12 protein-coding genes are annotated in these 15,724 nt (G+C 38.8%); 3 read left to right on the top strand and 9 right to left on the bottom strand.

Annotated elements, in window-relative coordinates; all coding sequences use genetic code 11:
- Positions 1-13: 13 nt before the first annotated feature.
- From MKZ18_RS02015 to hmpA, 3 genes are all read right to left on the bottom strand, one after another.
- A complete protein-coding gene (locus MKZ18_RS02015; RefSeq protein WP_138117444.1) occupies positions 14-1,291 on the bottom strand; it encodes an alanine/glycine:cation symporter family protein in 1,278 nt (425 codons plus the stop codon).
- A 615-nt stretch (positions 1,292-1,906) separates the two neighbouring features.
- A complete protein-coding gene (locus tag MKZ18_RS02010; RefSeq protein WP_251385501.1) occupies positions 1,907-3,196 on the bottom strand; it encodes a lysine N(6)-hydroxylase/L-ornithine N(5)-oxygenase family protein in 1,290 nt (429 codons plus the stop codon).
- A gap of 73 nt (positions 3,197-3,269) precedes the next feature.
- Positions 3,270-4,472: an NO-inducible flavohemoprotein gene (gene hmpA / locus MKZ18_RS02005; protein ID WP_025907527.1), complete on the bottom strand. Its 1,203-nt coding sequence runs from the start codon at positions 4,470-4,472 to the stop codon at positions 3,270-3,272.
- A gap of 233 nt (positions 4,473-4,705) precedes the next feature.
- On the opposite strand from hmpA, the gene MKZ18_RS02000 reads away from it, so the two are divergent.
- The gene (locus tag MKZ18_RS02000) at positions 4,706-5,155 is read left to right on the top strand and encodes an RrF2 family transcriptional regulator (RefSeq protein WP_025907529.1); all 450 of its coding nucleotides are present in this window, start codon (positions 4,706-4,708) and stop codon (positions 5,153-5,155) included.
- Positions 5,156-5,227: 72 nt separating this feature from the next.
- Here MKZ18_RS02000 and MKZ18_RS01995 read toward each other — a convergent pair whose 3' ends face one another.
- Positions 5,228-6,292: a nitric oxide synthase oxygenase gene (locus MKZ18_RS01995; RefSeq protein WP_445936762.1), complete on the bottom strand. Its 1,065-nt coding sequence runs from the start codon at positions 6,290-6,292 to the stop codon at positions 5,228-5,230.
- A gap of 122 nt (positions 6,293-6,414) precedes the next feature.
- Positions 6,415-7,350, bottom strand: a complete 936-nt coding sequence (locus tag MKZ18_RS01990; RefSeq protein WP_025907533.1) for a D-2-hydroxyacid dehydrogenase — start codon at positions 7,348-7,350, stop codon at positions 6,415-6,417.
- A 241-nt stretch (positions 7,351-7,591) separates the two neighbouring features.
- Between MKZ18_RS01990 and MKZ18_RS01985 the strand changes: the two genes are divergently transcribed.
- On the top strand, positions 7,592-9,148 hold the full coding sequence (locus MKZ18_RS01985; RefSeq protein ID WP_025907535.1) for an ABC-F family ATP-binding cassette domain-containing protein: 1,557 nt from the start codon (positions 7,592-7,594) through the stop codon (positions 9,146-9,148).
- 205 nt (positions 9,149-9,353) lie between these two features.
- Here the strand turns inward: MKZ18_RS01985 and MKZ18_RS01980 are convergent, their stop codons facing one another.
- Both MKZ18_RS01980 and MKZ18_RS01975 read right to left on the bottom strand, forming a co-directional pair.
- Positions 9,354-10,184: an amidase gene (locus MKZ18_RS01980; protein ID WP_340842956.1), complete on the bottom strand. Its 831-nt coding sequence runs from the start codon at positions 10,182-10,184 to the stop codon at positions 9,354-9,356.
- A gap of 47 nt (positions 10,185-10,231) precedes the next feature.
- Entirely contained in the window at positions 10,232-11,539 is a 1,308-nt protein-coding gene (locus tag MKZ18_RS01975) for an ATP-binding protein (protein ID WP_340842957.1), read from the bottom strand.
- Between the two features lie 349 nt (positions 11,540-11,888).
- Here MKZ18_RS01975 and msrA point away from each other — a divergent pair, with 349 nt between their 5' ends.
- Positions 11,889-12,404 carry a peptide-methionine (S)-S-oxide reductase MsrA gene (gene msrA, locus MKZ18_RS01970; protein WP_025907539.1) on the top strand — a complete coding sequence of 172 codons (516 nt, stop codon included), beginning with the start codon at positions 11,889-11,891 and terminating at the stop codon, positions 12,402-12,404.
- Positions 12,405-12,439: 35 nt separating this feature from the next.
- On the opposite strand, the gene MKZ18_RS01965 is transcribed toward msrA, so the two are convergent.
- Positions 12,440-14,077, bottom strand: coding sequence for a family 14 glycosylhydrolase (locus tag MKZ18_RS01965; protein ID WP_144593726.1), 1,638 nt, complete (start codon positions 14,075-14,077; stop codon positions 12,440-12,442).
- Positions 14,078-14,435: 358 nt separating this feature from the next.
- Entirely contained in the window at positions 14,436-15,605 is a 1,170-nt protein-coding gene (locus MKZ18_RS01960; protein WP_078990416.1) for an endonuclease, read from the bottom strand.
- Positions 15,606-15,724 lie beyond the last annotated feature (119 nt).

Below are 15,724 nucleotides of genomic sequence, written 5' to 3'. Positions count from 1 at the left end.
TGACCGCAAAGCTTTACCATTTTGTCTTATATTCTTTATAAATTTTGACTACAACAGGGCTCAAAATAAAGAGCGCGATTACGTTTGGCAGAACCATTAATGCATTGAATGTATCGGCTAAGTCCCATACAAGCGTGACGTTTAAAGTAGATCCTAACACAATAAAAAGTAGGACAAGCGCACGATAAACGCTGATTCCTTTTTTTCCAAACAGATAATTGATATTGTTTTCTCCAAAATAGTACCATCCTAAAATGGTTGTGAAAGCAAAGAAGAATAAACAAATTGCAATAAACGGATGGCCAAACTCGCCGAGACCCCTTGTAAAACTTTCTTGAGTTAACTGGATACCATTTAAGCCCGTTTCATAGGATTTCGTCATGATAATGACGAGCGCTGTTAGGGTACAAATAATGACGGTGTCAATTACAACCGCTATGATAGCAACTAATCCCTGCTGAGCAGGATGTTTTACGTTTGCCGCAGCGTGAGCATGAGGCGTTGAGCCCATTCCTGCTTCGTTGGAAAATAACCCACGTGAAACCCCATAACGAATAGCTTCTTTAATTGTTGCGCCGATAACTCCACCAGTGGCAGCAGCTGGATTAAACGCTGATTCTACGATTAATATAAACGCATCCACGATTCCAGAGAAATTTGCGAATACGATAACTAAGCTTCCTCCAATATAGAAAAGTGCCATAAACGGTACAACAAATTCAGCAATTTTTGCGATTCGCTGAATTCCGCCAAAGATAATAAAGCCAATTAATACCGCAACAATAATTCCTACTGCAACGCGTGGAATATTGAACGTATCAAAGGATGCTGCGATGGAGTTTGACTGCACCATATTTCCGATAAACCCAAGTGCGATAATAATGGCCACGGCAAAAAAGCCCGCTAACCATTTGCTCCCTACTCCTTTTCGGATATAATAAGCAGGTCCTCCAACAATCTGGCCATCTTTCTCTTCTTTATATTTCTGCGCAAGAACTGCCTCTGCAAAAATCGTGGCCATGCCGAAAAACGAGCTAACCCACATCCAAAAAATAGCCCCAGGTCCTCCCAAAGCAATAGCTGTTGCAACACCCGCTAGATTTCCTGTCCCAACCTGAGCAGCAACTGATGTTGCCAACGCTTGAAAGGGAGAAATTCCATCTTTATTGTCAGGGTTCTTTTTAAACATTCCGCCAAAAGTTTGAACAAATGCTTGTTTGAGCATTGTTACTTGGATAAAGCCTAAGCGAAATGTATAAAGGATACCAATTCCCAATAAAAATGTAATCATAAACGGCCCCCATAAAAAACCATTTATGCTATTTATAAATTCTGATATGTTCACTTTTTCTACTCACCTCAAATACTATAATGGTTAAATCAACATGTATGTTTTATCCACACTTCTACCTTCTACTTTGACATAACAAAATAGGAGGTAGAAGTATCGATGCGATAGACACCGAACCATATCCTTTGACAATACTGAGACAAAACTCCTGATTTATTGAACACAATTATGTCATTATACCGAAAAAAAATAAAAAGACAAAGTAAGTTTTTAACTGTAAACACTTACATTTCTCATAAAAATGAGGATGGTACATAAGTATTTCATTCAATGATATATCCGAACTATGGAGAGTTATCTCTTTTTTATACTTCAGTTGTTTATTGACTTGGAAAACAAGTTTAAAAAAAGAGTGGAATAGAGCGTAGGACACGCGACTCCTGCGGGAACTGGAGGAAAAACTGAGACCGTTCAGCGAAGCGAGGAGGATCAGGTTCCTCCCCGCCGAAAGCGAGTGTCTGTAGTGCAATGGAACGAACGCTTTCTGACAACTTAACTCGTTTAGAACAGTCACGATTCTTCTTTGAGAAGGAATCATGTAGTTATGTCACACCCTTATTCAGGTAAATCAAATTGTTGAAAGGTCGTGTTAAAGGAACCAGGATAAATTTCTTTACCCGCAATTGTATTAACGATACATTGATTTCGTTGAACAGATAGCCCTAAGTTTGTTGCGCTTGAACCATGGGAATGCTCAATATTTGTTAGCGTAAACATGTAATGGTCACGAGGGGTTTTGAACTGCAAGCGATAGTCTTTCATTACTTTAAAACGCTTATCATCTTCCCATTCAATTTCATTGTGAAATTTACCCATCCATTTTGGCAAGTGTGGTTTATAACCCGTTGCGAGAACCACTCGATCAGTTTCGTAAGCGAATTCTTTATTTGTTTGCTTTTGACGGCAGTGTAAGTGATAGCCACCTTCATTTGTTATTCCTTCTACTTCGATTGAAGCTCGAATCGTAACCGGAACCTCACCTTGAATCGAGCGATGATACATTAAATCATAAATATGCTGAAGAGTGGAAGCTTCAATCCCATTTCGTAAAGGATTTAAATCTTCTAACGCTTGGATTCGTTCTTTAAAAGGAAGATCATGAAAATGCTGAACATAATCTGGTGAGAATAGCTCTTGAGCAAGCTTTGACTGATCTAACTGCTGAAAGTTTGAAGAGCGAGTAAACCAACTCAGATGATAGCCATATGTAGGCTGATTTTTTAAAAGGTCATAAAAAATCTCTGCCGCGCTTTGACCAGAACCAACTACGGTAATATGATGTCCTTGTTGTAAATGCTCTTTGTGCTGTAAATATGAACTGCTGTGTACGACATCATTTCCCAGGGAATGTTTTAGACCTTTTGGTACGAATGGAACTGCACCTGTTCCGAGCACCACATGCTTCGCATAAAATAGCTCCTCTTTATTGCTCTTCGTCTGCTTCACAGTTACTTCATATCCATATTCATGATTCTTTACATCCACAACTTCATGTTGAAAATGGCACGATTTAAGCTGGGCTTCTACCCATTTGGCATATTCGTTATACTCCTGCCTTGGAATATCGAATCGATTAAAATAAAAAAATGGATACATGCGCTTTTGCTTATGGATATAGTTTAAAAATGTATAGGGACTAGTCGGATCAGCAAACGTAACTAAGTCTGCTAAAAATGGTACTTGCAAGTCTGTTCCGTCAATTAACATACCGGGATGCCACTCAAATTTCTCTTCTTTATCAAAGAACACCGCACTTATTTCTTCAACAGGCTCAATTAAAGCAGCAAGTCCTAAATTAAATGGGCCAATACCGATTCCAATCACATCATATACTTGTTCGTTCATTAAAAAACTCCCTTTCATCAAAAAAAGCTAACAGTTTATAGTCCTGTTAGCTTTTTACCCGTTCTACGCAAATTTATTCAGTTACCGCTACGCTCATTTTAGGGGTAAAAGCCTCAAAATGAATACTTTCGCTTTTCACTCCTATTGCCTTTAAGCTTTTAATCATTTCTTCCATAAATAATGGTGAACCACAAATATAAAAAGAAGCTTCTGTGTTTTTACACCACTTCTGTAAGTCGTCGCGAATAATACGTCCAGCTTTTTGGTCATACGTTCTGTCGGCATCTACATCTCCGTCACTATATGCTACGTGGTAGCTAAACGGATACTTAGCGAAAAGCTCCTGTAGCTCATCTTTAAAAATATGCTGTTCTTTCGTTCTCACTGCATGAATAAACGTAATATCCCGATGCTCTTCAATGGATTTTTTCAACATTGGCATTGTTGGCGTTATGCCAACTCCTCCGCTAATCAAGACCACTGGATGCTCTTCGCTCTGCTCTAAAACAAAGTCACCAGCAGGCGCGCTCATTTCAATTTCATTTCCTACTTCTACATGATCATGTAAATAAGCTGATACTTCCCCTTCTGCTACATTCACTTCTCGTTTTACCGTAATGCGATAGTATGACTGGTCCCCAAAATCAGATAAGCTATATTGACGAATAGACATAAATTCCTCTGAAGGTACCTGAACACGCACACTTACATACTGCCCTGGTAAAAAAGTAGGTAATGGATTTTGATCGACCGGTTTTAAATAGAAAGAGTACACATCACTCGACTCTTTAACTTTCTTAGCCACCACAAACGGTTTATAATCACTCCATCCACCTTTAGCACCTTCCGCTTGCTCATACATTTCTTTTTCGACAGAAATAAAAATGTCAGCAATGTCTCCGTATGCTTTCTTCCATGCTGCTAAAATATCATCGGTTGCGCTATCTCCAAGGACCTCTTTAATAGCCCCAAGTAAAAATTCACCTACAATCGGATAATGCTCAGCTTTCACACCAATGCTTCGGTGTTTATGAGCAATTTGTTTCACAACAGGAACCAATACATGGAGCTGATCGATATGCTGTGCGGCTGCATATACCGTGTTAGCAAGAGCGGTTTGTTGGCGCCCTGTTCGTTGATTTGTACGATTAAATACGTTTAATAACTCCGGATGAGCTTCAAATAAATTTCGATAAAAACAGGTCGTAATTTGTTCACCATACTGTGCTAAAACAGGAGCCGTGCTTTTTACAATATCAATTTCATGCTGATTCATTTTGTTGTCCTCCTAAAAAGATATATTTAATATATATGTTTTAAAACAAAAAAGATATATCAAAAATACATCTTTATAATACCCTAAACTTCTTGAAAAAAATAGCTACTTCTGAAAACCGCAATAAATAATTCACAAATTAGCAATGTGCGAAACAAAGAGCAACTTGCTATTCCTGTCGGAAACAGTCATGATATGATTAATAAAGTTAGTACAGAAAGAAGCGTGAAACTATGAGGCTAACACAGTATACGGATTATTCCTTACGTGTGCTGCTTTACTTAGCTGTTCGAGATCGTCAAAGCTTAAGCAATATTAAAGAAATTGCGGACGCTTATCAAATATCAAAGAATCACTTGATGAAGGTAACCCATGAACTAGGAAAGCTTGGATTAATAGAGACGATCCGCGGGCGTAAAGGCGGCATTCGATTAGCAAAAAACCCTAAAGAAATTAATATTGGTGCTGTCGTGCGCCAAACAGAAGAAGATTTTCATATTGTTGAATGTTTTAACAGCGAGCTTAATAAATGTACAATTTCTCCTTCATGCAAGCTCAAGCATGTGCTCTACGAAGCCATGCAAGCTTTTATCAAAGTACTTGATGGTTATACGCTTCAAGACTTAGTTATGAACAAAGATGAGCTAAATTTCTTATTGTTATCCGGTCAACAAAAAACCTGAACGATTAAAAGTTATGAACTCTCAATCGTTCAGGTATAGTAGAGGCTGAATTACTTATGTCTCAGTCTCTTTTTAATATGGTTTTTTCTGATAAAAATAATTCGGTGACAGCACCTTGTTTTTATAAGGCTTGTGAAAAATATGCGTCGTCGCTGGTGAAACTGGTGGGGTGAGCCACGTCCAGTTCCCCGTTACTTCTCGTCCATTTTTCTCTTCACGCTCTTCAAATAAGCGAAACTGCTGGGCAGCTGTATGATGATCAACGATACTGACACCTTGCTCTTTAAAAGAAGACAGGACGGCCACATTTAGTTCAACAAGCGCTTTATCCTTCCATAGCGTTGCGTTATAGCGAGTATCTAACCCCATAATAGAGGCAACTTTAGGAAGCATATTATAACGATCTGTATCCGCTAAATTACGCGCGCCAATTTCTGTGCCCATATACCAGCCGTTAAACGGTGCAGCTATATATTCAATCCCACCAATTTCCAGATTCATATCAGAAATCATCGGCACTCCATACCATTTAAGCTGTAGATCAACAAATCCTGCTATCTCTGGGTGAGTAATAGTGACTTCCTTGACAAGTTCCTTAGGAATCGAGAACCACTGCGGCTTCTCCCCATTCACTTGAATAACTAAAGGAAGCAAATCAAAGTGCGTACCGGCTCCTTCCCAACCTAACTCTTGGCACACTTTCGTAAATTCATTGGATGCGGCATCACCAAGCTGTCCATATTCCATTTCATAGCCTGCGTACCTCAGCAGCTGATGATTCCAGATTCGTACCGGCTCTTTCTCACCTGCTTTTGGTTTAAAAACCGTAATCGTTGAGCGAATTTTCCCATCGTTAGTCGCATACTCAATATGCTTATAAAGAGCATCGCGTACTTCTTCAACAGTTGATGCTTCACGCTCATCAAACACGTGAAGAGACTGCCAAAATAAGCGACCGATACATTTGTTGCTGTTTCTCCAAGCCATTCGAGCACCATGTTCAAGCTCATCAAACGTGTGAGTGTACGTTCCTGTTTCTTCAATTTCTTTTTGAACCTGCACTAAACGCTCAGCAGTTTCTTCGGCTCTATCAAGCTCTATATAACAAAGGTGAATAAATTCACTCGCTTTTATCATCAAGTCTTGTTTGTTCAATTTTGTTCACTCCTAGAAGAACAACTTCTTGCTTTTAACCGCAAGCATTCTTCAGTATACCATTACCTTGAATCAAAAGCTTTTTACAATGTTTATTTTATACGTCAGTATCCTCGATTAAGATCTACTTTATTTTCTAACGGTTTGTCCGCTTCAATTCGATCTAGCGTATCAAAAAAACAAGCAACCGCTTCTTCAGGCGTCGTAACAGCCGAAATATGAGGTGTAATTACGATGTTCTCATGCTCCCATAGCATATCAGATTGAGGTAGCGGTTCCACTTCAAACACATCTAAAAATGCCTTTTTAATTCTTCTCGTATTGATAGCTTCTATAAGTGATACCGTATCAACCGTTGCGCCTCTTCCTACATTAATAAAGTATGCACCTTGTAAAATATTCATCCACTCCGCATTAAACATACGATTCGTTTCAGGCGTTAGCGGCAGTGTATTAATGATCCAATCTGCTTGTTTTACATGCGATGCTTCATCACCTGTTGCTACAACCTGATGAAAATGTTGGTTGCTTTTGCCACTTCGAGAAACTCCTATTACTTGGACACCAAACCTTTTTAACATTTCTGCAATAGACTGTCCAATTTCACCAGTTCCATAAATAACAACTTTTTGACTTGATAACAAAACAGGTTCCAATGGCTCCCATTTCTTTTCACGCTGTGCTTTTTGAAAAGCAACATGGTACTGAAGCTCACTCAGCATATAGCTTAAACAATACTCGCTCATTCTCGCTCCAAATGAGCAAACGGTTCTTGTCAAAATAACATCGTCTTTCCAACTATCTAATTTGACGTAGCGATCTACACCTGCTCCTAAAGAATGAACCCACTTCATTTGATGAAAGGCAAAGTTTTCAACAGGATAAAAGCTCATATAAGCATCTGCCCACTTCAAGTCCTCATCGTTTATATTTTTTTCATCAACGTAGCGAAAAGTCTTGCCTCGCTTATCTTCTCTTTCAATGATACCCTCTAATTCTTTATACATGCGGCTTGTGACCAAAATGTTTTGAATCTCCACTATCTGCTCCCCCTTGCTTCAACCTATATCCTTGTTTCTTATTATGAAGCATGAAATAGAAACAATCGAGTCTGAAACATTTATTCATTCTTTTTTTCTGAAACAACCGCCTAAACATCACCTGTTACGGAATGACATAATATTAGCATGGATTTATCTCTCTAATTTCGCTATAATCGGGGGTGGATTACTGATAGATAAACAATCATCGATTGATTTTAAATAGAAAAGGTGTGTAAACATGAGCGTACTAACGGTTAAAAATTTAAGTCATGGCTTTGGTGATCGCGCAATTTTTAATGATGTTTCATTTCGCCTGTTAAAAGGTGAGCACGTAGGTTTAATCGGAGCAAACGGAGAAGGTAAATCAACGTTTATGAACATTATTACAGGAAAGCTCGAGCCGGATGCTGGAAAAGTTGAGTGGTCTAGAAAAGTTCGTGTCGGTTACCTTGACCAGCACACTTCTCTTGAAAAGGGATTAACAATCCGCGACGTTTTAAAAGGTGCGTTTCAATACTTATTTGACTTAGAAGCGCAGATGAACGGACTATATGAAAAAATGGCTGACGTCTCTCCTGAAGAACTAGAAAAGCTTCTGGAAGAAGTGGGTACAATCCAGGATTTATTAACGAATAATGATTTCTATGTCATTGATGCTAAGGTTGAAGAAATCGCTAGAGGGCTAGGGCTAGAAGATATCGGATTAGAGCGTGATGTGCAAGACTTAAGCGGTGGGCAGCGTACAAAAGTCCTTCTTGCGAAACTCTTGTTAGAAAAACCAGAGATTCTTTTACTTGATGAGCCCACTAACTATTTAGATGAGCAGCATATTGAATGGTTGAAACGTTACCTACAGGAATACGAAAATGCATTTATTTTAATCTCGCATGATATTCCATTTTTAAATAGCGTTATTAACCTTATTTATCATATGGAAAATCAAGAGTTGAATCGCTATGTAGGCGACTACGATGATTTTATGAAAATCTATGAAATGAAAAAACAGCAGCTAGAAGCAGCTTACAAAAAGCAACAGCAAGAAATGGCTGATTTAAAGGATTTTGTGGCTCGAAACAAAGCTCGTGTGTCGACACGAAACATGGCAATGTCTCGACAAAAGAAGCTTGATAAAATGGAGGTTATTGAGCTTGCTCAAGAGCGTCCGAAACCAGAATTCAACTTCAAACCTGCACGTACATCCAGCAAGCTGATTTTCGAAACAACAGATTTAGTCATTGGGTATGACGAGCCGTTATCAAAACCACTGAATCTCCGTATGGAGCGTGGTCAGAAAATCGCATTATCCGGTGCGAACGGAATTGGTAAAACAACGCTATTAAAAAGTATTTTAGGTGAAATCAAACCGCTATCTGGTTCTGTTGAAAAAGGAGACTATCAGCACATCGGCTACTTTGAACAAGAAATCAAAAAAACCAATTATAACACATGTATTGAAGAAGTCTGGAATGAATTCCCTCACTTTACGCAGTACGAAATTCGCGCTGCGCTTGCGAAATGCGGTTTAACAACGAAGCATATTGAAAGTAAAGTTGAAGTATTAAGCGGTGGAGAAAAAGCAAAGGTTCGCCTATGTAAGCTCATTAACAATGAAACCAACATCCTTGTTCTCGATGAGCCTACCAACCACTTAGACGTAGATGCCAAGGAAGAATTAAAGCGTGCTTTAAAAGAATACAAAGGAAGCATTTTGCTTATTTGTCACGAACCTGAGTTTTATGAAGACGTTGTAACGGACGTATGGAACTGCGAAACGTGGACAACAAAATTATTTTAATTTTTTCATCACTATGTGCATATAAAGGAAAAAAGCGGGAATGCTATTAGTAAGTTCCCCCCCCTTTGTATTAGTAACCATTTTCGGATGGTTGCTTTTTTTATTTTTATAAATAAGCTGTGTATAAATTTGTTTACACCCGACCATACTAGAATCATATTCTCCCCTAATTGGACAAGCCGGTTAGCTTTAACAGCTAGCCGGCTTATTTTTTCATGTTCACCCAACTATCAAAATGATGAATGCTGAAACGGGTGGATTTATCATCTACTATAACAATCATTTCTTGAATTTCTTGCATCATAGCTGCCTCACCTTTAGAAGCAAACGAAATAAACTTCCCTTCCGTTGAAGGCACGGTTTCCAATCCAATTTCAATAGGAGTCGAAAACACCGATCCCCACCTACGTTCATTCTTTGTAAGCTCAATAAATCCATTTTCCCCCTTCGCTTTATTGCGATAAGCCATTATTGTTACTTCATCAACCATCTTAATGACGGAGTAAGCAAGGCTATCTGATTCAGTGGTTGAATCTATTTCATCAAACCAAAATGGAATGTCAGCTCCTACTGGCACCTGAAGCGCTTTAGCCCGATTAGCAGCGTCTCGTATCATTTCTTCATACGCACTAACGATTTGCAGCTGATTCTTTTCCCAATTCGGCAATAAATACGGCTTAACATCTAGATGAACGCCTTTAAAGCGCTCATCAACTGCTACTTCTTCTTGGTAGTATCCAATCCAGTCCCAAAAGGCTGCATAATCTGATTGACCTGACGTTGCCCATGTACGACTGCCATCTAAAGCATAGACAGTTATTCCGATAATATTTGCAGATTTTATAAAACGTTGATATGCCAAGATAGGTACCTCATGGTTAATTTGCAAATATACACGGTTTACCTTCTTTTTTTGAATATCTTTTACCAACTGGGCTGGATTCTGTTCAATACGAGTCGTATCCCACAACCATGTTGAAAAAAACGTATCATCTACTTCTTCACCACTACTAGCAGCACAACTTGTTGAACTCAATAAAGCGAGCATCCCTACAAATAAACCAACAACTTTTCACTTCACACTTATTCCTCCCTTCTATAACCTTCGATTAAGTAAGCTTGCTTTGGATGGTTAGGCTGTTCAGGATATTTAAGCTGAAGCTTACCTTTGCGCAACATTTTAGATAAGTAATTGTTTCTTACTCCATCAGGCGTACGATCTAGTAAATGAGCTAAATCTTTTAGCCTAAGAGGCTGCTGTGCGCATAGCGAAACAATAACTTCTTCCATTTTTGCTGGACTTAATCGCTTTTTGCGCCTTGCTATTTCAGCTAGATTCCATAGAACGCTATTTTCATCTTCTAAATCTGAAATTAAAACATCTTTTTTATTATAGGAGTAATTATTTTTATTATAGGACCGCTCTTCTTTATTATAGGGGTTATCTCCTATATCAACAGGACTAACTCCTATATTTTTACCCTTGAACTCCTCTATTAAATGCGAATCATCTTTATTAAAGGAGTTTTCAATTTTATTATAGGAGCTACTTTTTTCAACAAATTCTTCGGTCGATTCGACATCTCCTGTTTTATTTCCCGTATTGTTATTAAACGATAAAGTCGAAGTCGTTTGATTTTCAGACTCTTTCTGTCCTTCTGGAAAAGACATAGGTAGACTGAGAGTTGTCCTCTTTAGATAGACATCTTGATCAATAGTTGGAAGCTCGTAGCCGTATGATTTCCATTTATCGTGGAGAGCGGTTAAGCCTCTTCCAGAACGTTCACATAAATTTAGTAGTCGAAATAGCTTAAATAAATGTGGATTTCTTAAATTACTCATCTTTGTTATGAACACCTTATCCACAGGAATTCGAAATAATCCTGGATTAGAAAATACGCAGCTCTGCTGATTGTATTCGAATGTTAATCCACCTTCTCCATTATAGTCTGCATGTAGCAACATGTTCGTAACTACCTCAACTAATGAGGAAGCGATCTCACCATTTGGCTGATGTTTATAGACTTGCTCTGTAACATAAAAGTAAAAGTCATATAAATTTCCAGACCATGTACCGTCCTGGGATGTGAATCGTTCATTCCATCCACCTTGTGCATCGCTTTCTCGATACTCTAAAAAGTATTGTGGTAAAATTTCTGTAATCATTCTCTCTTCACTAAACATAAGCAAGCCCGCAAGCGTTACACCTTCTTTATGAGTGTCTCTCGCTTTTCCCCATGCTCCTATCTTATAAAGAAACTCTTTGGTTTCAAGGACGTTCCAAGGATGATCTGGCTTTACTGCAGCAAACTTATCTCGATAACTTTTAATTGTTTCAAAGTTCAGCTCATTTAATCCATAATGCTCTAGGATGAGGTTATCTTGTATCATTTTTTACTCTCCTATTGTATATTTATTCGTACTTATCCATCTTTTCTGTGGATAACTAGTAAATTTCTCAGTTTATTCTTCTTATATGACTTGCAAAAACGTATTCAATACGCTTTTGAGCATACATAACTAACTACTCGTGGCTATATGTAAGCTAGACATATATCCTTTTTATTTTATCACTTTTTTCTTCTTTCCTCTTCTGCATTCTCAACTATTCATAGCTAGCTTTGTTTTGCTACATAATTCCTTCTTCTCAACCAATCTACTAGGTAAATCAATTATTCGCTCTATCCGCTCTGTTTTGTTATAATACAGAACATAATTATAAAGAGAATGAGGGATTTATATGGAAAAAGCAACGTTTGCAGGTGGATGCTTTTGGTGTATGGTTACACCCTTCGATGAACTAGAAGGCATTCATGGTATTGTATCAGGATACACAGGTGGTACCGTAGAAAACCCAACTTATGAGCAGGTAAAATCAGGTACTTCAGGTCATTATGAGGCTGTACAAATCACGTTTGACCCGGAAGTATTCCCTTACAAGCGCTTATTAGACCTTTATTGGCCACAAATCGATCCAACTGATCCAGACGGTCAGTTCCAAGATCGTGGCCCTCAATACAGAACAGCAATTTTTTACCATAATGAACAACAGCGTACGGAAGCAGAGGAATCAAAACAAGCCGTTGCCGATAGCGGCCGCTTTAAAAATCCTATCGTAACAGCGGTTCTTCCTGCCTCTGAATTCTATGCAGCGGAAGATTATCATCAGGATTTTCATAAGAAAAACCCTAAGCACTACAAAGAAGATCGTGCTAAATCTGGCCGCGATGAGTTTATTGAGGAGAACTGGAAATAAAAATAAGCACCCATGCTGGCATGGGTGCTTTCTTCTTACCAATTATTCGTATACGTTGTAGGCGTTCCTGGAACATTCCAATACTGCTGGGTTGGTTGCCATGATTTTAATGAGCCATCCGAGCGCTTGATAATCGCTTTGAACTGAACGCTTCGATCGGCTGGGAAATTAACGGTTCCTCTCCAATCTCCGTACGTTGAGTTGTAAGAGAGTTTAATTGGATAAGCGATTGTGTCCCACTGTCCAAGTTCAGGACGATCTCCGACGATGTAAACACTCTCTCCAGACGATGTAGGTGCATTTTTAACAACTATTGTCTGTGCAACCGGTTTTATATTTAAGTGCTGATTAAACTGGCTCATACGCGTTGAGTTATTAATAACATCATAGAATCTTAAAAGCGTAAAGCCCGCAAAGTTATAGTTAAATGTCATTTCAGCTGCGCGTTTATACTGCTCTTCACTTCCGATACTTAAAGCATTTTCACCATTTAATACAATCCCTTTTGCGTTTGCTAGGCTTGCAACTTCTTTTACTAACGTTTTTGGCATTGAATACTCAGGATATGTCCCGCTATCAACCATTTCTAAGCACGTAAACGTCAAATCTAGCTTGGCTGTTTTAAATGAGTCTAATAACGTACTGTAGTTATTATAACCCGCTGGCTTTTCAGCAGCATGAGGCATTGTTGGATTATTATATTGCCAGTGTATCCCTGCTATTTTAGCTCCTACAGGCACATTAAACACCGGATCAAAGGCTTGATGAGCTAATGCTCCAATACGCTTTGCATGGTCTTGCAGAACTCCTTGATACCATTCTAGAAAGTCTTTTCCATAGTTTGTGTTATATCCATCCTTTAAAAACTGATTCCCATCTGAAGGTGGTAAAATTTGTGATGTTGATGTTAAACTTAGTCCCCATGCTTGGTTTACACCCGCTAACGAGCCATACTTGTTAACGGCCCACATTTGGAATTTAGATTTTGCAAAGTCTGTGTATGCTTGAAATTTCCCTCTAGAAGGGTAGCCTGTCCCATCAGCAGCTGTATATGAAGGATAGCGAAGCTCCCCAGCTGGTCCCCCTGATAAATAAACCTTTGGAATAACGTCTTTATACGGTGCTAACGCTTGCGCAAATGCTGTGTATAGCTCCCCGTACTGTTTTGTAATTACGTCTGTCGCTAATGGGTTTACTGTTTCTTTGTTTACTGTACCTGTTTCTGATTTAAAATATAGGCTATCATCTGTTTTAGTATTCCAAATCCATGAAGGAAGAGGCGTGTTACAGTCATCTCCTACATTTCCACCACATTGATGGGTCGAGATAATCGGCACCATTTTTATTCCCGCATTTCGAGCTGCCTGTGCAAATCGCTGTGCATAAGAAAAGTCGAACTGCTGGTCACCGTTTTTCTCCATATCTCCCCACCAAAAATCTACTGTCACAGCGTAAAACCCATTTTGCTTTGCCTTCCGAAGGTCATTTTCAAAAGCTTCCCACGTAGTAAACTCCGTTACTTTCTTTAGTGGTGCCATTAAATAGGTCTTGTAATTCGAGTTAAACGACTGTCCATTTACCGCTGCTTGGCTATTGGTTGGCCCTAATATGAAAGCGGTAACAAAACTTAACAAAACAATAAGTGATGCAAACTTTTTAATTGGGTTGTACATATAATTCCCCCTATTTTTTAAAATCCAATAGGTTATATTCGGCTTCTTTCTTCAAAATCCTGTTGCGAAAAAAATAAAAGAGTTTGGGACATAACAAAATGATTGCTTCTAAAAGACGAACACTAGCTGTTCCCATCTCTTTGATTTGTCTGAACACGTTCGTTCCATTGCGCTACGGGATCTCAGTTTTCCCTCTCTTTCCCGCAGGAGTCGAGTGTCCTACGCTCCATTCCACCCTGTTTCCAACATTGTTTTCACAATCAACCAAAAAACCTGAACGATTAAAAGTTATGAACTCTCAGTCGTTCAGGTATAGTAAGGACTGAACGACTTATGTCTCAGTCTCTTTCTTATCTTATTAATTCCAAATAGCGCTTACCCATTCAGGGTGGTCAATAAATGGATTTCGGTTATGCTGATAATCTGAGTAAATAATCTCATTACGACGTCGCTCAGAAGCGTCTACAGGGTCCTGTTGATGCCACTGTAACAACACTGACAGCTTACCATGGTACGGAGCACTTCCGTTGTTTACCACATTATTCAACTCTAAATCCGGCTCATCGCTTACATCACCTTCATAACGAACAGCCATATAAAATAGCATACGGGCCACGTCACCTTTTACCTCATCGCGAGGCTCCCAAGAGTCACTATCATAGTAGTTGCCAAGCGCTTCAGTATGCTCTTTGCCACCGTTATCAAAATCTAAATTATTACGCGTACTGTTAACTGACATATCCGTTGGACGTAAATGGTGAATATCAGTTCCTGCTCCCATTGATGTTCCAAAATCTCCATGCGACTTTGCCCAAACGTGTTCTCGGTTCCAATCATTTGAACCTGATCCGTTTGTAAACTTCCCTTGAGAACGCCCTGTATAAAGTAAGATAATATTATTAGAATTAGTAGGATCTTCATCTGTTTTACGAAGTGCATCCCATACTGCTGAGTATGAAATTTCTGTATGATCATCAATGATGTTATGTAATGCTGATTTTAATTCAGTCCCCGTTTTTCCTTCAGCAGGTGAATAATACTCTTCAACAGATGAAGCGGGTGGATTTGTTGGTTCAGTTGGATCCGTCGTGCCGCTTGTTTCCTTTGACATCATCGTTACATTTTTTAAGCCTGGGTGTGAAAAATAAGCTGTTAAGTTTCCAGTCGCTGCAATTTGTTTTCCTTTTAGCGTTGGATTTGTTTGTAGTCCAAATCCTGAACGAAACGTAGACGAGATTTGAACATAAAGCATTTTAGATGGATTAGTTTCAGTTGGCGTATCCGCAATTGCTAGTGCATAGTCATTTGGATAATTACTCGTTACAACTGTAGTGGTGCCAGTTGGTTGCCCCACAACGTATCCTTCTACCGTTTGAATGGAATTATTTTGCGACGAAATGGCTTGTGAGACGCTGATTGCAGTTGCAGCTTTCGGGTGCTGCAGTGGCAAGCCGCTAATAACTAGCGCTACTAATAAAGTAACTAGAAACAACACCTTGTACAAAGGAGCAGAACTTTTCTTCAACATCATTTCCCCCTATGGAATTATTATTTGACTCTTTTTATTATAGTTTTCAAACGTTAAAATTTTTGTAGGAATTTGTTAAATTTTCTAGGGAAAAGGAATCAATCTTCTTTACAAGTCTT

The organism is Priestia sp. FSL W8-0001 (assembly GCF_038050335.1).
In the GTDB taxonomy this organism is placed as follows: domain Bacteria; phylum Bacillota; class Bacilli; order Bacillales; family Bacillaceae_H; genus Priestia; species Priestia flexa.
The sequence above is the reverse complement of the archived record's forward strand: the minus strand, read 5'-3'. Positions and strand labels throughout refer to the sequence as shown.